We start from the raw sequence: 22522 nt of genomic DNA, 5'->3' as shown, positions 1-22522 counted from the left end.
AAATAATATCCTGCTGGTTGTTTTGGCGGGGTAGTAAAAGCGGAACACGGATATGAATTATGGCAAGCAAGCGGCTGGTCTTCTTGTGCTGGCGGCTTTGCTCGGGGGATGTAGCTCAACCCCGGAAGGAGAACCCCGCGAGGATGGCACCTTTACCGCAGAGAATGTGCTGCAAGCTGCAGAGCATACCCATCATTACTGGCGAGAAAAGTTAATCAATGCGGAGACATTGCGCCTGTATGCCCCGGATAAGTACATCACCATGATGGAAAGCTGGCTGCGTGCGGATAGCTTGTACCGTGATATTGAAATGTCGCCAGAGTTAGCTAAACAAAGTTACTCCTTGTTTTCATCGGAGACCTATCTCGATCGCTTCAATGCAGAGATCTCTGTGGTTGATCACAACTACCAGGAATTGGAATACCTGCAACGTGTGGCAAATGATGTGTTAGCCCCAGCAATGACGCAGATGGATTATCTGATGTCGATTGATGCGGGTGAGCATTACCACAGTGAATTTGCACGCTTAGATCGCTTCTATGCGGCGTTATTTAGTGAAGTGGCGAAAGGGGACATCAGTAAAGCCAAAGATGAGCAGAAAGAGTTTCTGTCTCGCGCCCGCAGTTTGGAAGTGCGTGTGATCAAACGCATCTATATTGCGCCGCAAGAGCAAACCTTGCGTGAATTGCGTCGTCAGGATGTGCGTTACCTTGCGCCGATCAGTTATGCCAAGGTAGAATCAGAAATCAATGTCGGTAAAGCGTTAATTGATAAATCGCCGCGTGAGTTTGATGCCATTGGTGAGGTTGTTAAGCGGATCAAATTTGAACTGGCCCATGCTGAGCATATGGCGGCGGAAGTGAAAGCGTTACGCGATCGCAGCCGTGATGAGTACGAAGCTTATCTGTTAGACGTTGAAGCGCAGATGCTGGCGATTTCTCAGGCGTTGAATGACACTGATTTGCGTGATCGCCCTTTGAGTGTGCAAGCTGAAACCATTCGTCAGGAAGTGGCCTTGGCCCGCCAAGTGTCAGATCTGACGGAAAAGCTGGGAAGTAAGAAAGCCAATACAGAAGATCAGTTAGCCACGTTGCAGGCATTGATTCGCCAGCAAAATGAAAAAATTGCGGACTTGCAGTCTCAATTGTCTGCCGTTGTGGTGGATGCCGCGCCTGCTGTAACGCCGACGGACATCGTGCCAGCCGAAGTGTTGCCATCGGTAATCCCTGCTGCGGTTAGCCACAATGTCGCCAGTCCGAATACATCAACGGCTGCAGTGTCTACGGACAGTACCGAGGTTAACGCTGCGGATGAGGTGGTTGAATCAGACAGTCAGGCGGTACAAGCGGCAACAAATTAGCGGAATAACTCTCGATATTCAAAAAAAGCAGCAGAAATGCTGCTTTTTTTATGCCTATAGATTGGCTTATGACTAATTAAGGAAAATTATGTGAAATTTGTGATGAATGTGACAGCTTGTGCGAAATGTAATCAGCGGTGAATTTTGGTAAGATGCTGATTTAAAATGAAATAGTTGGGATGTATTAGTGGCAATACTTTGCTGCTGTAAAACACTTGGTAACACTTACTGGTGCATTTGAGAGAAAAAGAACTTTACAGGAATGAAGAAAAAACAACATTTTTTTGAGTTTGATTAAGTTTTACACGGTTTGTGGCTTGATTTGGCCCACGACGTCCATTAGAATTCGCCGCGCATTCCAATGGAGTGCCACCAAATTTTATTTTTTATCACTTTTTTTGAAAGACTCCTGTAGGGGAACTCAATGTCGACGAAACTAGCGAACCCAGCACCACTAGGTCTAATGGGTTTTGGTATGACTACCATCCTTCTAAATATCCACAATGCGGGCTTTTTCCCAATTGACTCAATGATCCTAGCGATGGGTATCTTCTACGGTGGTCTTAGCCAAGTAATCGTTGGCATGATGTGTTTCAAGCGTGGTGACACATTCGGTACAACCGCATTTACCTCTTACGGTCTATTCTGGTTGTCACTAGTGGGTATCCTTGTTATGCCTTACATGGGTCTACCTGCAAGCCCAGCGGGCTTCATGGGCTGGTACCTACTACTATGGGGTATCTTCACTGGCTTCATGTTCATCGGTTCACTGTGCTACCCACGTGCTAAGCAGTTCGTGTTTGGTTCTCTGACTGTACTGTTCTTCCTATTGGCAGCACGTGATTTCACAGGTAGCACGCTAATCGGCACTATCGCAGGTTTCGAAGGCATCATCTGTGGTGCAAGCGCAATCTACTTCGCAATGGCACAAGTACTGAACAACGAATACGGTCGTACTATCCTGCCAGTTGGCGAGCTAAAGAAAGACAAAGCGCTTAAAGCAGCTGCATAAGTTTTTCTGTCCTGATTGAAGAAACCCGCCTGATGGCGGGTTTTTTTATGCCTGTTTTTTGTCGGTTGATGATGTGCTGAATGCAATGACGCGTTTGACGTAACAGTTTGTGCGGCGAATCAGTCGCTTTGCCCTAAGCTTATAGCCAGAGATAACTGTGTGATTGCGATAGGGGAGAGGCGATATGACACAACGTTATGCTGCATTAATGGGGGCGCTGGTGGCCGATGCTGCAAGCATGGGAACGCACTGGATCTATTCACCAGAGCGGGTAGCCAGCTTAGCCGAGTTACCGCATTTCCCTTTTATTGAGCCTGATCCACAGCACTACGAGGGCGTGGAAGGCTACTACGCCCACGATAAGCTGACAGCAGGGGAATTGACGATTTACGGTGAGTGGGTCGCTCTGTATATCCGTTTACTCAGTCAGCCGGATGTGGATACCGTAAGCATGCAGCAAGCCATGCTGGACTACTTCGGGCCTGGCGGAGAGTTCATGGGCTATGTCGACAGCCCAACCAAAGCCTTACTGTTGACCTTGTTTTCTCTCTCGCCTGATGAATGGCCAGATGACTCCGGAAGCGATGATGATCAAAACCCTGCCTTGTGTGCCATTCCTGCGCTGGTGTCCCTGAAATTACCGTCTGATCAATTAGAGAAAGAAATCGAGCGTCTTGTCGGGATCACTCATCAAAATGAGACGGCGCTAAGCTGTGCCAAAGCCTTTGCCAGTGCACTGAATGAAGCATTACGCTCGCGCCGAATGGAACCGGTACTGAACATTTTAGCGGTGAAAAGCCCGCCTGAAATCAAAGACAAAATTGAGCAAGTCCGTAAGCTGGATGGCGAGGTGAATGACTTGAGCCATGTGCTGACCATTGTGAATCAGGCCTGTCATTTAGGAGACAGTCTGCCGATGGCGGCGTGGATTTTACAAAACAGCAGTAGCTATACCGAAGCGGTACTGAATAACATCCGTGCCTCCGGTGACAGTTGTGGCCGCGCCGTATTGGTTGGTGCGTTGGCAGGGGCGTGTTACGGGTTTGGCGATCAGCAAGGGATCCCCATTTCCTGGGTGACGACGTTACAGTGTGGTGAAGCGTTAGCGGAAGATATAGAAAGCTTGTTGCACAACGCAGGTGGGGCGTACTAAGCAGGTGGAGCGTACTGACGCATAAAACTCAGAGACAAAAAAAGCGACCCGGAGGTCGCTTTTTTCATGCGCGTGGCAGTGTGTTCTGCCCGCCTCAAAGGATTGCGATTAGCAGATCACTTTGATAGCCAGACCGCCCTGAGACGTTTCGCGGTATTTCGCGTTCATGTCTTTACCGGTTTCTAGCATTGTCTCGATCACTTTATCCAGTGAAACGCGAGGCTCAGAAGAACGACGTAGTGCCATGCGAGACGCGTTGATCGCTTTAACCGCAGCAATACCGTTACGTTCGATACATGGAACCTGTACCTGACCAGCAACAGGGTCACAGGTTAGGCCCAGGTTGTGTTCCATTGCGATTTCAGCCGCCATACATACTTGCTCAGGGCTACCGCCCATCAGCTCAGCAAGGCCCGCTGCCGCCATAGAACATGCCACGCCGACTTCACCCTGACAGCCTACTTCAGCACCAGAGATAGAAGCGTTACGCTTGTACAGACCGCCTACTGCGCCAGATGCTGCGAAGTAACGGGTGTACTCTTTAGGACCTACAGACTGGATGAACTTGTCGTAGTAAGCCAGTACCGCAGGGATGATGCCACATGCACCGTTTGTTGGTGCTGTTACCACGCGGCCACCCGCTGCGTTTTCTTCGTTAACTGCAAACGCGTACATGTTAACCCAGTCAACAACCGTCATTGGGTCGTTGCTTAGTTTTTCAGTTGTTAGCAGTTGCTGACGAAGGGCAGCAGCACGACGAGGTACACGTAGTGGACCAGGCAGGATACCTTCTTCGCTCATACCACGCTCCATACACTCACGCATTGTGCGCCAGATGTTAGCGAAGTAAGTGCTGATTTCTTCTTCGGCGTTCATTGCGCGCTCGTTGGCCATAACCAGAGAGCTCACAGACAGGCCGTGTTCTTTACATTGCTTCACAAGCTCATCAGCAGTTGTGAACATGTAAGGAACCTTCACAGAAGACTCGCTTGATTTACCGAAGTTCTCTTCGTCAACGATGAAACCACCGCCGATAGAGTAGTAAGTCTTCGTGTATGCGTCTTCATCACCGATCCAAGCATGGATAGTCATGCCGTTCTCGTGTAGAGGAAGGTTCGTTGTATGGAAGTTCATACCGCCTTCACGAGGGAAGTCAACAGTATGACAGTGCATGCCAACAGGTAGACGTTCAGTCTCTTCAACACGCGCGATAAAACCTGGAATGCCGTCAATATCAACATGTTCTGGGCTGTTGCCTGCTAGGCCCATGATGATAGCGATATCGGTGTGGTGACCTTTACCGGTTAGAGAAAGCGAACCGTATACATCAACCGTAATTTTAGTCACATCACGAAGTTTACCCATGGCGCGAAGGTCATCGATGAACTCTTTACCCGCTTTCATAGGACCTACAGTGTGCGAACTGGAAGGACCCACACCAATTTTGTAGATATCAAAAACACTGATCATTGCTAATACCTTCAGTCAGAGAAGCCATCTCGCTCCACCTTAGACTGTGTCGTTCTTATCATTCCCGCCCCTTCCTTGGCGAGATAAACAAAACAAAAGAGCAGGGGCGTAAGCGTCCTGCTCTTTAGTAGCTATATTCTACGTGAATTGTATTTGAAGACTATGTGTTGTAGCACATTTTCTCGTTTAGACAATCTGTAGTGGTCAATTATCACACGTTTGGTGAGAACTGCCTTATAGAGCGCCGTAGATTACCGAAGTAATGGCTGCAATACCACATAGTACTGTGAAAATCTGTGCAGCTGTCGACGTTTTGTACTTAGCCATAGCTGGTACTTTGTTCATTGCGAAGATTGGCATCAGGAACAGGATTGCAGCAATCATCGGTGCACCCATTGTTTCAATCATACCTAGGATGCTTGGGTTAACTACCGCAACAATCCAAGTCGTTACAACGATGAATGCTAGAGAGATTTTCTCGATAGTGCTTACAGGCATTGAAGAACGAGACTTCACAAGACCTACTAGACCTTCTTGTGCACCTAGGAAGTGACCGAAGTAGCTAGAAGTAATCGCAGCGAAAGCAACCAGTGGACCCATTAGAGAGATCAGTGGAGATTCGTGTACGTTAGCCAGATAAGACAGTACAGAGATGTTTTGTGCTTGTGCTTCAGCTAGCTGCTCTGGAGACATAGACAGAACAACAGAGAATACGAAGAACATTACGAACGCCATCAGCATCATTGCTGCGCCGCCAGTGATCATGTCTGTTTTCTTCACAGCATCGTCGCCGAACTGCTGACGCTGTTCTTTAGCAAACTGAGAGATGATTGGGCTGTGGTTGAAAGAGAACACGATGATTGGAATTGCTAGCCATACAACAGAAGGCATTGCAGACCAATCCGGTGCTACTGATACCATTGAAGAGTTCCACTCTGGAACCAGGTAGATAGATAGCGCGAATAGTACGAATACTAGTGGGTAAACCACAGCAGATGTTGCTTTTAGCATTAGTTCTTTACCGAACAGAACGCCCGCAGTCATCGCAAGGATCAAACCACCAGACAGCAACCAGCGTGGAATAGATTCCATACCTAGCTGGTTAACCATGAAAGAGTCAACAGTGTTAGTAATACCTACACCGTAGATAAGTACGATTGGGTAGATGGCAAAGAAGTATGCAAAAGTGATGATGTTCGCGCCAGTCTTACCAAAGTGCTCTTCTACTGTATCAGTGATATCAGCGTTAGGATCTTTTGCAGAAAGTACGAAACGCGCAAGGCTCTTGTGAGCAAACCAAGTCATTGGCAGTGCAAGTAGAGCAAGGATCACTAGAGGCCAGAAACCGCCAGCACCGGCTTTAATCGGAAGGAACAGAACGCCTGCGCCTACAGCAGTACCGAAAAGCGATAGTGCCCAAGTTACGTCTTTGTACGTCCATCCTGCTTTTGCAGCAGTGGTGGCTGCAGTGCTTGTAGATGTTTGCATGATTATCTATCCAAAGTTGAATTACGGAACGGAAATTTAGGAACGGAGCGCATTTTCGTTATTTATTGCAAGAAAACTTTGATCAAGATCTCGTTATGTAACGGGGTGAAATTGCAATACAAATTAAAGTGATCTTGATCACACTTTTTTGGTGGGTAAAATTAGGGAAAATAATGTGTCACATTATTTTGGCTCATGCCAAAGCTGTTTTGACAGCACTTTGATCATTTGTGCAGTGGCGCCCCAAATGGAATATTGATGGAAGGGGACTGAATAGATGTGATGTTTTTTGCCCCGTATGGTGACTTCTTGAGCCCGCATATTCACTGGGTTCAATAGGTAATCCAGCGGGACTTCAAACAACTCATCCACCTCGTTGGCATCAAGTGTCGGGGTGTAATCCGGCGAGATGATCGACAGAAAAGGGGTGACGAGGTAGCCACTGACGGTTGGCAGGGCAGGCAACTGGCCAATAATATTTTCACGAGAACACACAATACCGGTTTCTTCGTGGGTTTCACGCAGGGCTGTTGCAATAAGATCGCGGTCGTGTGATTCGTATTTTCCACCTGGGAAAGAGACCTGACCTGGGTGATGTTTCAGGTGTTGTGCTCGGCGCGTAAACACCACGTGATAATGATTTTGACGGGGGACGAGCGGGATCAATACCGCTGCCTGTTTGAGGGGATCACGCAGGTTAAGGCTTTGCTGAATACGGTTGGTATGGCTGGCATCATAACTGGCTTGGGGAGCCAGTAAAAAACGGGTGAGCAGATGCGCTTGAGTATTCATAAACCTTCCGTGGAGCCGATGACACATAGTTTAACTATAGATGCTGAAACAACCACTTATCGAGTTAATTGTCGATAAATCCTTCGCAAAGTGGCGGCGTTTTACCAACCGTAGTCGGTAAAAATGTGCAGTCAGCATAATAAATGGTACAAAAAAAGCCAAGCCTCATAAAAGCAAACAAAGCTTGGCATTTCATGTTGATAACAGAAAAGTGCAGGCAATTTACGCGATGATTATGCGCTCGGCAGTGTCGGTAAAATGCGGCTTAATTTGTCCAACGTTTCCTGATATTCACTGTCTGCTTGGCTGTCTGCCACTAACCCACCGCCTGCCCAGGCATGGATCTGTTGCTGATGGGCAATCAGGGTACGAATGGTGATACTGGTGTCCATCTGGCCGCAACGGCTGATGTAGCCAATACTGCCACAATACACGCTGCGACGGTGTGGCTCTAACTCTTCAATGATTTGCATCGCGCGAATTTTCGGCGCCCCCGTGATTGAACCGCCCGGGAAGCAAGCGCGCAGCAAATCCGTTGGGCTGTATTGGCTGTCCAGCTCACCCACGACGGTACTCACTAAGTGGTGTACAGCCGGAAAACTTTCCACATCAAACAGTTTCGGTACAGACACCGAGCCCGGCTTGGCGACACGGCCAATGTCATTACGCAGCAAATCCACAATCATCAGGTTTTCAGCCTGATCCTTCTCGGTTGTGCGCAATTGATCAGCCAATGCGCGATCGGTCACAGGATCAGCGCTGCGTGGTCGTGTTCCTTTGATCGGCTTGGTTTCCACCAGGCCATGGCGGTGCTGCAAAAAACGCTCCGGTGAGACGGACAATACGCTGCTGTCTTCGGTGCGGATAAACGCCGAAAAAGGGGCTTGGTTGCTGTCTTCCAGTAAGCGATAGGCGTGCCATTCATCCCCTTGGTACAGGGCGGAAAAGCGCTGTGCCAGGTTGATCTGATAACAGTCACCGGAAAGCAGGTAGTTTTGGACGCGATCAAACTTGTTGCAATATGTCGCTTTATCCATGTTGGCTTGCCAAGGAGATGTTAATAAAAAGCGATTATCTTGTGATGTGTTGTTTGTCAATGCTTCGGCATCATGACGTTTTTTCTGTGCTTGCAGCCACGCCAAGCGCGGGTGATCCTTGGGGGAAATGACGTACAGTTTTTCTTGCTGGTGGTCGGCAATTAACGCCCAGTCATAAATGCCCACCGCCATATCGGCCGTTCCTAAATCATGCGCTGCTGTTGTGGCAATTTTTTCAACACGGCGTCCAAGGTCGTAGGAAAAAAATCCGATGGCACCACCGATGAATGGCACATCGTTCACGGGTTTCAGGCTTGGCAGGAGATCGTGCTGAATTTTCTCTACTAAGTGGAAGGGATCAAGGGTGCTGATTTTTTCATCACCATTTGAAAACTTAATACGAGTTGTTTCACCATGTGTCTCTAAAGTGGCTAAAGGATCGGCAACTAAAATATCGAAGCGATTATCTGGATGATCAGAGGCGGCCGAGCGTAATATCATGGCCCACGGCTGGCCTGCTAACGGTTCAAACCACGTAAGCGATGCATCCTTGTCGTAGTCGAGTTGTTCAATAAACAGTTCTGGATGTGATTTACAAATCATTTTCTTTTTTGTGACAGGTGTACGATAGGCGCATGGCGCGAAATTGTACGCAAGAGTATCATAAACACAGAATTTAATACGACGCCCAAGGACGATCCTTTCCGCTTTTTTGTCTTCTTATTTATGGAAGTGGATTGGAGCAACTGCCATGAGGATCATGGCCGCGTGGTTGCGTGATTTCCCCTGTGTATTTCCCTACCGACGGGGAAATGATGTGAACCATACCCTACATTGGAAGCAACAAATCGGGCGCCATGGAATGATAATAATCAACGAGGGCAAATATGACCGTCATCCGTAAGCAAGATGTAATTAGCAGTGTCGCTGACGCATTACAGTATATTTCATACTACCACCCACTGGACTTTGTGCAGGCGCTGGAAAAAGCCTACAACAAAGAGCAGAGCCAAGCCGCCAAAGATGCCATGGCGCAGATCCTGATCAACTCGCGTATGTCAGCAGAAGGTCGTCGTCCTATCTGTCAAGACACGGGTATCGTGACCTGTTTCGTCAAAATTGGTATGAACGTGCAGTGGGACAGTGACCTGACGGTGCAAGAAATGATTGATGAAGGCGTGCGTCAAGCCTACACCAATCCGGATAACCCGCTACGAGCCTCTGTCGTTGCGGATCCTGCCGGTAGCCGTAAGAACACCAAAGACAATGCGCCAGCCGTGGTACACATTGACATGGTAGCGGGCGATAAAGTGGACATTCAAATCGCAGCGAAAGGCGGCGGTTCTGAGAACAAGACCAAGATGGTGATGCTGAACCCATCTGATGACATTGCTGAGTGGGTAGAAAAGACCGTACCGCTAATGGGTGCGGGCTGGTGTCCACCGGGCATGTTGGGTATTGGTATTGGTGGTACGGCGGAAAAAGCGGCGGTACTGGCCAAAGAATCCCTGATGGAATCTATCGACATTCATGAGCTGCAAGAACGCGGCGCAGAGAATGCCGAAGAAGCACTGCGTTTAGACATTTACAACCGCGTGAACAAGCTGGGTATTGGTGCACAAGGCCTGGGCGGGATGACGACCGTACTGGATGTGAAAATCAAGACCGCGCCAACCCATGCGGCCTCTAAGCCAGTGTGTATGATCCCGAACTGTGCGGCGACTCGTCACGTACACTTTACCCTTGACGGTTCAGGTCCTGCGGAACTGACGCCGCCGAAGCTAGAAGACTGGCCAGAAGTGACGTGGGAAGTGGGTGACAATGTACGCCGTGTGAATTTGGACAACGTGACCAAAGCGGATGTACAAGAGTGGCGTTCAGGCGAAACCATTCTGTTGTCCGGTAAGATCCTGACTGGCCGTGATGCAGCGCACAAGCGTATTGCGGATATGCTGGCACGTGGTGAAGATTTCCCTGTGGACTTCAAAAACCGCTTTATTTACTACGTGGGTCCGGTGGATGCCGTGGGTGATGAAGTGGTGGGGCCTGCTGGTCCAACTACGTCTACCCGTATGGACAAGTTCACAGACATGATGCTCGAGCAAGCAGGCCTTACCGGTATGATCGGTAAAGCGGAACGTGGCCCAGCAGCGATTGAATCCATCAAACAGCACAAAGCTGTGTACTTGATGGCAGTGGGCGGTGCAGCGTACCTGGTGGCGAAAGCGATTAAACAAGCTCGCGTGGTGGCGTTTGAAGATTTGGGTATGGAAGCGATTTACGAATTTGAAGTCGAAGACATGCCAGTAACCGTTGCCGTGGATGCAGAAGGTGTGAATGCGCACCAGACTGGTCCAGACACATGGAAAGTCAAAATCGCAGAAATGTAATGCGATAAGCGTTCTCTGAACGATGAAGGCTCCAACCTTGGTTGGGGCCTTTTTATTTCTGCGATCAGGGTTTTTCACCGTGCTTTTTCACGACGCTTTTTCACAATGCTTTTTCATAACGCTTTCTCCACGGCGTTTTCCTGACGGTGGTATAGCCACCTTTCTCTCCGATCTCTCCCATTTTCTTACTTCACCTTTTCTTTGTTGTGTTGCCCATTGGGTTATTTGGAAGGTGTAAATAAAGCATGAATGATGTTGTGCAAAAGCAATTTAATGATCTGTTTTTGGTCATGTTTTTGCGTAATGTTCAGATAATGTCATGCTGTCTGGGCTATAGTGGTAACAAAAGGTGGGTAGTTGTGTTGCTGTTTTGCGAACGCTTCCACGTATAAATAAAGCAAAAAGAAATGGATTGAGGATGTTATGGGACGCGTATTGTTAGCGACAACTGTGCTGTTAGTCGCAGTGACAGGATGTGGCGAGAAAGAAGCACCGGTACCGGAGCCCGAATCAAGGCCGGTGAAATTGCATTCCGTTGCGGTGGGAAATAACGAAGTGTTTCGTACCTTCCCTGCGGTGGTGGAAGCGGGAGATAAGGCCGTGTTGGCCTTTCGAGTCTCTGGCCAGTTAGACAAAGTGGTCGTGGATCCGGGCGACAATGTCAAGCGGGGGCAGACGTTGGCGCACTTAAATACGGATCAGTTGCGATTGTTAGTTGAGCAAGCCCAAGCCAACTATGAACTTGCGAATGTGCAGTACAAACGGGATCGGGAACTGCTGAAAACCAATGTGGTATCAGAGCTCGATTTTGACCGGTCAAAAGCCGAGCGGAACCAAGCCAAAGCTGAACTGGAAAAAGCGCAGGCCAACCTGAAATATGCCACCCTGATTGCGCCGTATGACGGCACCCTGTCCCTCTCCTTAATTGAAAACTATGAATACGTCACTGCTAAGCAACCGGTCATGCATATCCAAAGTGCAGGGTTGATCAACGTGACTTTTCAGTTACCTGACCAACTGTTGACCCGATTTCAACATTCCAGCGGGTTTGACATTAAGCCCAGTGTTTCGTTTGACACCATCCCCAATCAGCAATTTCCTGCCGAATTTAAAGAGCTCGATACCGAAGCCGACGAGAAAACCTCCAGCTATAAAGTGACTCTCTTTATGGAGCGCCCAGCCGGAGTGAACTTGTTGCCGGGCATGGCGGGTCATGTACGGGTTGCGTTGCCTGGCGGGGAGTTAGGGGCGATCCCTCAACGTGCCATCATGACAGAAGGCGATCAGCAGTTTGTCTGGAAAGTGGATGAGCAAGGCATGGTGTCGAAAGTGGCTGTCAAACTGGATGATAAACGACGGGTGCTGTTGGGCTTGGCCGATGGCGACAATATTGCTACGTCTGGTGTGTTTGAGCTGAAGGAAGGCCAGAAAGTGCGGGCATGGGTCAAGGAAAGGGGGCTGTAGCATGACAATGAGACGAGATTTACCCTTTGCGCTGTGTCTGTTGGCCAGTGCCGTAGGGTTGACGGGGTGTGAGAAGCCTGCTGTTGAAGAGCGGGTGATAGTCGCGCCCGTGGCTGTGGCGACCGTACAGATGGCAGAATCTGCCCCTCAGTTGACATTTCCGGCCGTAGCGGCGGCCGCGAACAAATCCAGTTTGTCGTTTCGGGTGCAGGGCGAAATCAGCCATATCTCGGTACGGCCGGGTGACCGCGTGAAAAAAGGCCAGCTTTTGGCGCGGCTTGACCCGGTAGATTACAAGCTGGAAGTGGATGATGCGCGCGCTAAATTCAATGTAGCCGACAGCCAGTATCGCCGTTCGGCCAAGCTGGTAAAGCAGGGCTTTTTGCCGCAATCACAATTTGATGAGTTAAAAGCACAACGTCGTATTGCCAAAGCGCGGTTGGACTTGGCCAAGTTAAACCTGACGTTCACGGAGCTGCGCGCGCCATTTGACGGGGTGATTTCCCGGGTGCCGGTTGAGCAGTTTGAAAACATGCAAGTGGGTCAAACGGTAATGAACTTGCACCTGACGGATGCGGTGGATGTGATTATTCAGGCGCCGGACATGATTTATTCGCAAAGTACCGCCGTGGAAGTACAGGACTCGGCGCCCGGTGCTCGCATCGTACTGGAAGATGGCACGGAATATAACGCCCGATTGAAAGAGTTTACCACCGAGCCTGATCCGGAATTGGGCTCGTTCCTCGTGACACTCACCATGCCGATGCCCAAAGATCGGTTCATTCTGGATGGGATGGCCGTTGAAGTGAAAGCCGATGCGCAGAAGCTCAAAATTTACCGACGCGGTGAGCCGGTGATCCCGCTGGAAGCCATTTTCAATGAAGACGGGGATGATTTGGAAAAAGCCAACAAGTTCGTCTGGGTCGTAGGGCCGGATAATACGGTCAGTAAACGCAAAGTGGTGACCGATAAAGTCGTGCCGCAAGGGGTACGTTTGCTCAGTGGGCTACAAGCCAATGAGGTGATTGTGGTGGAAGGGGCAAACCGACTGCGTGAAGGCCAGCAAGTGCGGATCGTGAACAAGGAGGATGGCGGCGTATGAAACAAGATATAGCAGCCTATTTTATTCGCAATAAGGTGATCAGCTGGATGCTGACACTGATCTTCTTAATTGGCGGCACCATGGCGTTCTTTGGCTTGGGGCGCTTGGAAGATCCGGCTTTTACCATTAAAGATGCGATGGTCGTAACGTCCTATCCAGGGGCAACACCGCTACAAGTGGAAGAGGAAGTCACCTATCCGATAGAAAAAGCGATTCAGCAGTTGACCTATGTGGACGAGGTGAACTCGGTCTCCAGTCGTGGGTTATCGCAAATTACCGTGACCATGAAAAACAATTATGGGCCGGATGATTTGCCGCAGATTTGGGATGAATTGCGCCGTAAGGTGAACGATCTCAAGCCGTCACTGCCACCCGGGGTGTATGAACCGCAGGTGATTGATGATTTTGGTGATGTCTTTGGGATTTTGCTGGCGATTACCGGCGACGGTTACAGCTACAAAGAGCTCAACGACTATGTCGATTACTTGCGCCGTGAAATCGAGCTGGTGGATGGGGTAGGTAAAGTCTCCGTTACCGGTACCCAGCAAGAGCAGGTCTTCATTGAAATCTCGATGCAGCGCTTGAGCAGCTTGGGGATCTCGCCACAGACCATTTACGGGATATTGGAAACCCAGAACCTCGTGACCAGTGCCGGTGCCGTACGCATTGGCAGTGAGTACATTCGTGTCCATCCGACCGGCGAGTTCAAAAATGTCGATGAGCTCGGTGATTTGATCATTACTGAGACAGGCTCGGAAGGGCTGATTTACCTGCGTGATGTGGCCACGATTAAGCGTGATTTCAAAGAAATTCCCGATAACCTGATCGCCTATGACGGGCAGCAGGCGTTGAATGTCGGTATTTCTTTTGTCGATGGCATTAACGTGGTGGAAGCCGGTTCGCGCGTAGAGCGCCGTTTGCAGGAGCTCAAAGAGCAGCAACCGGTGGGGATCAACATTGGGGTGGTGTACAGCCAGCCAACCGAAGTCGACAAGTCTGTGAGCGGCTTCGTGGTCAGTCTCGGGCAAGCGGTGGCCATCGTAATTATCGTCCTGCTGTTTTTCATGGGGCTGCGTTCGGGGATTTTGATCGGCCTGATCCTGTTACTGACGGTACTGGGCACCTTTGTGTTCATGAGCTGGATGGCCATTGATTTGCAACGTATCTCACTGGGGGCGCTGGTCATTGCGCTGGGGATGCTGGTGGATAATGCGATAGTGGTGGTCGAAGGCATACTGATAGGCATGCAGAAGGGGCGAACCCGGATGCAGGCTGCGTCAGACATTGTTACCCAGACTAAATGGCCGCTGTTGGGGGCGACCGTGATTGCGGTCATGGCCTTTGCGCCGATCGGCCTGTCACAGGATTCCACCGGTGAATACTGTCGTACCTTGTTCAGTGTGTTGTTGGTGTCCTTGATGCTCAGTTGGTTCACCGCGATTTCACTGACGCCGTTCTTTGCGGATTTGTTCTTCCGTAATGTCAAAACCAGCACAGAGGATGCCGATGTCGATCCGTATGCCGGCAAACTGTTCGTTTGGTACAAATCCTTCCTTGAGTTTTGTCTGCGTCGTGCATGGCTCACAGTGATCACTTTGGTGATTATGTTGGGTGTCAGCCTGTATGGCTTTACCTTACTCAAGCAGTCGTTCTTCCCGTCATCGACCACACCGATGTTCATGGTCGATGTCTGGTTACCGGAAGGGACAGACATTCGGGCGACCAATACCACGCTTAAAGAGCTGGAAAATAAGGTGACGCAGGATGAACGTGTGGCATTTGTCAGTGCCAGTGCGGGGAAAGGCTCGCAGCGCTTCATGCTGACGTACACACCAGAGAAAAGCTATTCCTCGTACGGGGAGCTGATCATCCGTGTGAACACTTTTGAGGATGTGATTCCGGTGATGAGCAAGCTCAGTGCGATGCTCGATGCGGATCACCCCGAGCTGGAATACAAGATCAAGCAAATCATGTTAGGCCCATCATCGGGCTCAAAAATTGAAGCGCGCTTAGTGGGGCCGGATCCGACAGTCTTGCGCAGTATGGCGAAGGATGTGGTTGCGATCATGAATGCGGATCCGGGGGCGTTTAATATTCGTCATGACTGGCGTGAACGTAACAAAGTGATTGAGCCGGTTTTCAATGAAAGTCAGGCGCGTCGTTACGGGATCACCAAAAAGGACGTGGATGATTTGCTGCAAATGTCGTTCTCTGGCTTAACGGTTGGGGTTTACCGTGACGGGACAAACCTGATGCCGATTGTGGCACGTCTGCCGGATGCTGAGCGGGTCGATGTCAGCACCATTGAAGGCATGAAGATTTGGAGTCCGGCGATTCAGGGCTACATTCCGTTGCAGCAGGTGATTAACGGCGTCAATATCCGTTGGGAAGATCCGCTCATTGTGCGGAAAAACCGTAAACGCATGCTGACCGTGATGGCCGACCCGGATCCATTGGGGGATGAAACGGCCGCGACGGTGCAGGCGCGTATTCAGCCGCAAATCGAAGCGTTGAATTACCCACCGGGCTATTCACTGGAATGGGGCGGGGAGTATGAGTCATCGGCAGATGCGAAAGCGTCCTTGTTCCAGACCATGCCGATGGGTTATCTGGTGATGTTCCTGATCACCATCTTCCTGTTCAACAAAGTGAAAGAAGCCCTGATCGTATGGGCGACGGTGCCGCTGGCGGTGATCGGGGTGACGACGGGGCTGTTGTTGCTCAATACGCCGTTTGGCTTTATGGCCTTGCTGGGCTTCTTGAGTTTGTCAGGGATGCTGGTGAAAAACGGTATCGTCTTGTTGGATCAAATCGAGTTGGAAATTGCCAGCGGGAAAGAGAAATATCAGGCTGTGGTAGATGCGGCGGTCAGTCGTGTGCGTCCGGTCTGTATGGCGGCGGTAACCACCATTTTGGGGATGATCCCACTGTTGCCGGATGTGTTCTTTAAACCGATGGCGGTGACCATCATGTTTGGTCTGGGCTTTGCCACCGTACTGACCTTGATTGTGGTGCCGGTGTTGTACCGTTTGTTCCACCATATCCGTTTACCGGATCAGCAAACGCAACTGAAACCCAATCCTGCGATGAGCTAGTGCTGAACGCATCAGAGGTGACACTCTGAGTGAGCGAAAAAGAAAGGGGACGCAATGCTGCGTCCCCTTTTTTGTTTTCATTCTAGTTTCTAGTTTCTAGTAACTCGATTCTAGGTTCTCGCTATCCGCCACTGCGTCGATTAAGCGATGACTTTCCACATCATTTCTTCACCCGCACGGATTGGCACAACCACATCCTGACCAAATGCCATGGTTTCAGGCACTGACCAGTTTTCTTTCGTCAGTGTGATGGTGTCTGTGTTGCGAGGCAGACCGTAGAAGTCAGGGCCATTGAAGCTTGCGAAGGCTTCCAGTTTGTCCAGCGCACCGGCTTTCTCAAACACTTCGGCGTACAGCTCAATAGACGCGTGCGCGGTGTAAGAGCCCGCACAACCACAGGCAGATTCTTTGCGGCCTTGGGCGTGAGGGGCAGAATCGGTACCCAAGAAGAATTTCGGGTTACCGCTGGTGGCTGCTTCAACCAACGCTTCCTGGTGCGTATTACGCTTCAGAATCGGCAGACAGTAGAAGTGCGGGCGAATACCGCCAACCAGCATGTGGTTACGGTTAAACATCAGGTGATGCGCTGTGATCGTTGCGCCCACATTTGGCCCTGCGTTTTTAATGAACTCAACCGCGTCTTTCGTTGTGATGTGTTCCACCACAATTTTCAGGTTTGGCATTTTTTCCACGATTGGGCCGAGTACGGTATCCAGGAAGGTTTTTTCGCGGTCAAAAATGTCCACCTCGTGGGTCGTCACTTCACCGTGGATCAACAGCAGCATGCCGACTTCCTGCATCGCTTCCAGTGTTGGGATCAGCTTATCGATAGACGTCACACCAGAATCTGAGTTGGTGGTTGCACCGGCAGGGTACAGTTTCGCAGCGTAAATGTGGCCCGTGGCTTTTGCTTGGCGAATGTCGTCTGGGGTGGTGTTGTCGGTGAGATATAACGTCATCAAAGGAGAGAAAGGAGCCAGAGGATTGGCGGCAAGAATACGATCGCGGTAAGCCAGAGCGGCTTCAGTGTTGGTCACCGGCGGGACCAAGTTTGGCATGATAATCGCGCGGCCCATGTAGCGGCTAATATCACGAACGGTATCAGTGAGCACGTCACCGTCACGTAAATGGATGTGCCAGTCGTCAGGACGTGTAATCGTCATCGTCGTCATTGTTGCTTCCCTCCAAAAAAAATCGACCGATTCTAATTGCTTAGAAAAGGGATGTAAAGGTCACAATTCAAACAATCTATCTTGTTGATGAATAAAGGAGCAACCGTTTGCCTGTGGGCGGCATCAAGGAAAGGGCTAAGCGGGTGAATTTGCAGGTAAAGCGACAGCTAAAGCAAGAAAAGTAGAAGATAGAAAAAGGGAATACGGCGGCGAAGCTGGGAGTCTAGCGTGAGGTAAAAATGCGCTTGCTGTCGAAAAAGACTCGCCGCCAATATGCACTGGCGGCGAGAAAGTCAAAGAGGCTTGGCTTAGAGCTTAAAGCGCTGTACCAGATCGTTTTGCTGATGCACCAACACATCCAGCGTTTGGCTGGCGGCGGCCACTTCTTCCATTGACGCAAAGTTGGCATCCGCAATATGACTGATCCCTTCTAAAGTACGGGCGGTAGAGGCGGTGGTATCCCGTTGCTCTTCCGCCGCATGGGCAATATGGGCGCTCATCATGCTGATTTCCTGAATAATGGCCTGAATCGCTTCCATCGCGGCATTGGCGTTGTTGGCTTGCTCAATGCTGTTATCCATTTCGGTTAGGCAGCTTTGCATCAAGGTCATCGTCTGGCTGGCGCGATCTTGCAACGTGGTGATCATCTGCTCAATTTCAGCGGTGGAGTCCGTGGTGCGTTTGGCCAGTACACGTACTTCATCGGCCACCACGGCAAAACCTCGTCCCTGATCGCCGGCCCGTGCCGCTTCAATGGCCGCATTGAGTGCCAGTAAGTTGGTTTGATCCGCGATATTGCGGATCACATCCAGAATAGAGCCAATGTGACCACTGGTTTGCTGCAAGTTCGCCACCGCTTGGACGGATTCATCCAAACGGGCAGACAGTTGCTGCGCGGTGTCGATGTTGTTGTTCATCACTTCGCGTCCGGTCTGCGAGGCGTGCTCAACGTCATGAATGCGCTGCATGGTGTTCTGAGCACTTTGCGACACCTCCGTCACGGAATGTTCCATTTCTGTCATGGCTGTAGCAACAGAGGCGGTCTGCTGGCGTTGTTCATGCAGGCGCTGTTTGGCATCGCTGGTGGTGGCCTGATTTTGCTCAGCCACTGTGGTGAGCTCGCCTGACGCCTGACTCAAACGGCCTAATATTTCCTGTAAGTTATCCGCAAGGCTATTGATATACACACCCAGCTGGCTGAATTCGACCGACTGGTTCACGTCATTACGTTTGGTCATGTCACCGTTGGCTAAGGCCTCTAGGGTCGTTAAGGTCGATTGCAGTGGTTTTCTGACAGACTGCGCCACATACCAGCCAATGGCCATGGCCAGTGCCGCCATGATCCCACCAAAGATGAGGGCTTTTTTGTAGCCTTGTTGGTAAGCCACATCGGCACGATCAATGGCACTGTCCATTTGGCCACTGGCATAGTGTCGGAAGCTGTCGAGGATCTGGGTCGCTTTATCAATTTCTGCGGCCAGAGTGTGAATGTTGTCATACAGCTTATTGCGCGATTCGATGTATTGATAATGGGCATCTAATGCGCCACCACTTTGGCCAATATCGCGCATGTAGCGGGCAATCGGTTGATCAAACGCCATTTTGAGTGCGGGCATCATGGTCGACAGTGAGCGGTACGCATTGCCAACGTGATTCACGTAGCGTTTGTTGTTACGGATCGCTTTGTTAATGGCGTCAATGTCTTCCGTTGCCAGCGCATCTGAAGTAATGGTTTCCGTCTGTTTTAATTTCAAAAAGTAGTTTTTCGACATCATGGTGATGGCCACGTTGCGCTGATCGGCAAGTTGCTCCTTCATGTCGTCATAAAGGGTGGTGTACAGGCGTTGGAACTGTCGCGTGGACTGTTGACGTTCGTGTTGCGCCAGCATTTGGGTGCGATAGTTCACCATGGCCGTTTGTGCTTCCTGGAAATAGCGTTGCTCAATGGCGGTGAGGGTCGTTAACTGATGTTGAACTTCCGCGTTGTCGCGGTTGAGTATGACTAATTGTGCCAGTGAATCGCTAAAGCGGGCATGGGCATCGGTAAAGAGGCCTTCATAGGCATCCATGCGTGCAGGATCCTGACTGGTGAGGAAATCTTTAAATAATTTATCGGCGGCGAGTAAGCGCACGCTGGCCTGGTTGGAGTAAGACACCAAAGGTAAAGCCGTGTCAGTGACCTGCTGTAATTGTTGATGGATACGGCTGGTGCCATCCAACATCATGAAGACCATGGCGGTAAACAGGATCACCATCATGGCAAAGCCGGCATACATACGGCGAATAACTGAGGTGTGTTGCTTCTTTTTCATAACATCCCTTGAAAATACCCAGTTAGCGGCGACATAACTTATTGAGAGTACTGTAAATGAAACTGATAAAACTGTTTTTAGTCTTCACGCAAAGTGTGAGGCGGCAATTTCATGCTCTGTCATTACCGGTATTTTATGGACAACTTTGACTCAATGTGGTGTGTGAGTAGGCATATTGTTTAGAGGTGTTGCTAAAGAATGGCGAAGAGGTCCCTGTGTTGAAGGAAGAGTCTTGAGTTGAAAAAGAAGGCAGGCGATGTAAAAATCAGCGTCTGCCTATTTAAAACGGTGTTCATTATTGCTCTGTCAAACAGAACCGCGCATACTGGCAAACACGCTTATACATTGATAACGGAGCACAACATGGCTGAAGAAACCATTTTCAGTAAAATCATTCGTAAGGAAATTCCGGCAGACATCGTATACCAAGATGATTTGGTGACGGCATTTCGTGACATTAACCCGCGCGCGCCAAGCCACATCTTGATCATTCCTAATAAGCTGCTGCCGACCGTGAACGATGTAGAAGCTGAAGATGAGTTGATGATGGGTCGTCTGTTTACGGTTGCCCGTAAACTGGCTGAGCAGGAAGGTATTGCACAAGACGGTTACCGCCTGATCGTAAACTGTAACCCACACGGTGGTCAGGAAGTGTACCACATCCACATGCACCTAGTGGGTGGCCGTCCAATGGGACCAATGATCGTCGGTTAATCGCCGTCGAGGTAAGCCTACAGCCAAGTATAAGATTGACTTGGTGAGCAGGAACTTCAGTGTCAGTTTGAAGTCTGAGTAGGCGGTTAGGCAGCGCGTCATACGCAAAAAAGCCCCACCGCACTCAGACTTTTTTATTGGGGTAAGCAATAGCATGATCAAACGTGCCCTTGTGGTGATGTTTTCACTCGGGTTAACCGCCTGCGCAAATTTGTCGGCGCAAAACTTATTCAGCCATTACAGTGCCGCTACGTCTGAGGCGCATCAGGCAATGCAGCAAGGCCAATATCAAACGGCGTTGTCGGTATTACCTGATGCGCCTGCGGGTACGATCCTGGATGGGATGGAGCGCGGCCGCGTGGGCTTTGTCGCCGAGCAGTATCCACTCAGTTTTTCTGCCCTGAAAACAGCCGATGAAGCGGTGAAAGCGCAACAGCGTGAGGCGGTGATTCAAATTTCCTCCGGGTTAAATCAAGCCGGTGCCTTGCTGACCAATGACAATATGATCACCTATCAGCCGGCAGATTATGAATTGGGCTTTCTGCACCTCTATCTTGCGCTCAACTATATTCAACAGCATGATTTAGAAGGGGCACTGGTGGAAGTGCGCCGTGCGAATCAGGTACAGGAAGCGGCGAAGAAAGTCCGTCAGGCCGAACTTGCGCAGGCAGAAAAAGCGGCAGAGAAAAAAGGCATTGACCAAAACGTAGGGGCGATTTTAGCCCGCTACCCCAATGCGGGACATACCTTAGGCAATGTGCAAAACGGGTATCTGTTTTATTTGTCTGGCGTGTTGTATGAAGCGGAAGGGGATCTTAACAATGCCTATATCGATTACAAACGCGCTTTAGCCGTCGCCCCGAATAACCCGTATGTCAGTCAGTCGGTGATGCGACTCGCGACACGGTTAGATATGCGCAGCGATTTACAATCACTCACTGCCCGATACGGGGCGTATCACCGCCCGCCAGCAGGCACAGGACGCGTGATTGTGTTTGATGAACAAGGTGTGGTCGCTGCGCGTGATGGCTGGCGTTTACCGCTGTGGTTGCCAGACAGTCGTGGTCAAGGGGCCATGTACAATCTGGCGTTGCCGTATTACCGCAATACTGCCACACCGGTGTATAGCCCGTTAATGCTCGGGCGAAAAACGTTAAGTGAAAGTCCGTTGGTCAATGTGAACGGCATGGCGCAACAGAGTTTGCAAGAAGCGTTACCTGCGATGGTCGTGCGTCAATCTTTGCGGGTACTGGCGAAAAATGAAGTACGCCGAACCGCCGCCCGTGAAGGGGATGATTTGGGCAATGTGTTGGTCAATATTTTCAACACCCTGACCGAACAACCGGATACCCGCAGTTGGGAGACGTTACCGGCCGAGGTGTCGTTGAGCCAGCAAGATGTCAAGGCGGGCGAGTATGCGTTGTCTTGGCAAGGGCAATCGATAGCCGTCAACGTGAAGCCGGGTCGTACGACCATGGTATGGGTGTCGCGACAGGGCACAGTGATGACCGGCTGGTCAGTATTATTAGGAGATAACTAATGAGAAGACTCATTGTATTGGGCATGGTGCTGGGACTGACCGCGTGTGCGGCGAATACCTCAGGGATCAGCATTGAAAGCAGTAATCAGAGTGTGGTGATTGGTAACACACACTTGGCACAACGTTTGAGCATCGAAAAAGCGCAAGTGTCGAATGTGAATGGCCTGCTGAAAGCCGCCGTGCCAGTGAAGAGCAATATTGATTCGGATTTGGCGTTACAGTACCGCTTTTATTGGTACAACGCACAAGGGTTAGAAGTGAGCGGCAGTGATAGCCCGTGGCGTCATGTGATCATTCATGGTCAAGACACCATGACACTGCAAGCGGTGGCAAGACAACCAGAAGCCACGCAATACCGGATTTATATCCGTAAAGCGAACGATTGATTTGGGGAATCGTGCAGGGTGATCCCATGCTGCAC

16 protein-coding genes are annotated in these 22522 nt (G+C 50.2%); 10 read left to right on the top strand and 6 right to left on the bottom strand.

Translation table 11 applies throughout. The features are described from left to right. The first annotated feature begins 52 nt into the window (after positions 1 to 52). From ABT58_RS09805 to ABT58_RS09795, 3 genes are all read left to right on the top strand, one after another. Positions 53 to 1360 carry a hypothetical protein gene (locus ABT58_RS09805; protein ID WP_053063047.1) on the top strand — a complete coding sequence of 436 codons (1308 nt, stop codon included), beginning with the start codon at positions 53 to 55 and terminating at the stop codon, positions 1358 to 1360. Positions 1361 to 1784: 424 nt separating this feature from the next. After that, positions 1785 to 2372, top strand: a complete 588-nt coding sequence (locus ABT58_RS09800) for an acetate uptake transporter (RefSeq protein ID WP_047874210.1) — start codon at positions 1785 to 1787, stop codon at positions 2370 to 2372. A gap of 184 nt (positions 2373 to 2556) precedes the next feature. Continuing rightward, positions 2557 to 3525: an ADP-ribosylglycohydrolase family protein gene (locus ABT58_RS09795; protein WP_047874209.1), complete on the top strand. Its 969-nt coding sequence runs from the start codon at positions 2557 to 2559 to the stop codon at positions 3523 to 3525. Between the two features lie 108 nt (positions 3526 to 3633). On the opposite strand, the gene ABT58_RS09790 is transcribed toward ABT58_RS09795, so the two are convergent. From ABT58_RS09790 to pabB, 4 genes are all read right to left on the bottom strand, one after another. Continuing rightward, a complete protein-coding gene (locus ABT58_RS09790; protein ID WP_047874208.1) occupies positions 3634 to 4995 on the bottom strand; it encodes an L-serine ammonia-lyase in 1362 nt (453 codons plus the stop codon). Between the two features lie 234 nt (positions 4996 to 5229). Further along, positions 5230 to 6483 carry an aromatic amino acid transport family protein gene (locus tag ABT58_RS09785; RefSeq protein ID WP_047874207.1) on the bottom strand — a complete coding sequence of 418 codons (1254 nt, stop codon included), beginning with the start codon at positions 6481 to 6483 and terminating at the stop codon, positions 5230 to 5232. Positions 6484 to 6666: 183 nt separating this feature from the next. Next, the gene (locus ABT58_RS09780) at positions 6667 to 7275 is read right to left on the bottom strand and encodes a CoA pyrophosphatase (protein WP_053063046.1); all 609 of its coding nucleotides are present in this window, start codon (positions 7273 to 7275) and stop codon (positions 6667 to 6669) included. 233 nt (positions 7276 to 7508) lie between these two features. Then, complete coding sequence (gene pabB / locus ABT58_RS09775) at positions 7509 to 8915, bottom strand: aminodeoxychorismate synthase component I (RefSeq protein ID WP_047874205.1); 1407 nt, start codon at positions 8913 to 8915, stop codon at positions 7509 to 7511. A 284-nt stretch (positions 8916 to 9199) separates the two neighbouring features. Between pabB and ABT58_RS09770 the strand changes: the two genes are divergently transcribed. The 4 genes from ABT58_RS09770 to ABT58_RS09755 all read left to right on the top strand — a co-directional run bounded on the left by ABT58_RS09770 (position 9200) and on the right by ABT58_RS09755 (position 16363). Further along, on the top strand, positions 9200 to 10702 hold the full coding sequence (locus ABT58_RS09770) for a fumarate hydratase (RefSeq protein WP_047874204.1): 1503 nt from the start codon (positions 9200 to 9202) through the stop codon (positions 10700 to 10702). Positions 10703 to 11125: 423 nt separating this feature from the next. Beyond that, a complete protein-coding gene (locus ABT58_RS09765; RefSeq protein WP_047874203.1) occupies positions 11126 to 12166 on the top strand; it encodes an efflux RND transporter periplasmic adaptor subunit in 1041 nt (346 codons plus the stop codon). Between the two features lie 7 nt (positions 12167 to 12173). Beyond that, entirely contained in the window at positions 12174 to 13268 is a 1095-nt protein-coding gene (locus tag ABT58_RS09760; RefSeq protein WP_047874264.1) for an efflux RND transporter periplasmic adaptor subunit, read from the top strand. After that, on the top strand, positions 13265 to 16363 hold the full coding sequence (locus ABT58_RS09755; RefSeq protein WP_047874202.1) for an efflux RND transporter permease subunit: 3099 nt from the start codon (positions 13265 to 13267) through the stop codon (positions 16361 to 16363). Before ABT58_RS09760 ends, ABT58_RS09755 begins: the two co-directional genes overlap by 4 nt. Positions 16364 to 16503: 140 nt before the next feature. On the opposite strand, the gene pyrC is transcribed toward ABT58_RS09755, so the two are convergent. Further along, positions 16504 to 17535 carry a dihydroorotase gene (gene pyrC / locus ABT58_RS09750; RefSeq protein ID WP_047874201.1) on the bottom strand — a complete coding sequence of 344 codons (1032 nt, stop codon included), beginning with the start codon at positions 17533 to 17535 and terminating at the stop codon, positions 16504 to 16506. A gap of 308 nt (positions 17536 to 17843) precedes the next feature. After that, positions 17844 to 19847 carry a methyl-accepting chemotaxis protein gene (locus ABT58_RS09745; protein ID WP_047874200.1) on the bottom strand — a complete coding sequence of 668 codons (2004 nt, stop codon included), beginning with the start codon at positions 19845 to 19847 and terminating at the stop codon, positions 17844 to 17846. Positions 19848 to 20210: 363 nt separating this feature from the next. On the opposite strand from ABT58_RS09745, the gene hinT reads away from it, so the two are divergent. From hinT to ABT58_RS09730, 3 genes are all read left to right on the top strand, one after another. Next, entirely contained in the window at positions 20211 to 20561 is a 351-nt protein-coding gene (gene hinT, locus ABT58_RS09740; RefSeq protein ID WP_047874199.1) for a purine nucleoside phosphoramidase, read from the top strand. A 154-nt stretch (positions 20562 to 20715) separates the two neighbouring features. Continuing rightward, complete coding sequence (locus ABT58_RS09735) at positions 20716 to 22101, top strand: COG3014 family protein (protein WP_047874198.1); 1386 nt, start codon at positions 20716 to 20718, stop codon at positions 22099 to 22101. Next, positions 22101 to 22487, top strand: coding sequence for a YcfL family putative periplasmic lipoprotein (locus tag ABT58_RS09730; protein WP_047874197.1), 387 nt, complete (start codon positions 22101 to 22103; stop codon positions 22485 to 22487). The genes ABT58_RS09735 and ABT58_RS09730 overlap by 1 nt, the downstream gene beginning before the upstream one ends. Positions 22488 to 22522 lie beyond the last annotated feature (35 nt).

Origin of the sequence: Photobacterium aphoticum (assembly GCF_001029435.1) — a bacterium.
GTDB lineage: Bacteria > Pseudomonadota > Gammaproteobacteria > Enterobacterales > Vibrionaceae > Photobacterium > Photobacterium aphoticum.
Note: the sequence above shows the minus strand (reverse complement) of the source record. Positions and strands in the feature narration are given on the sequence as shown.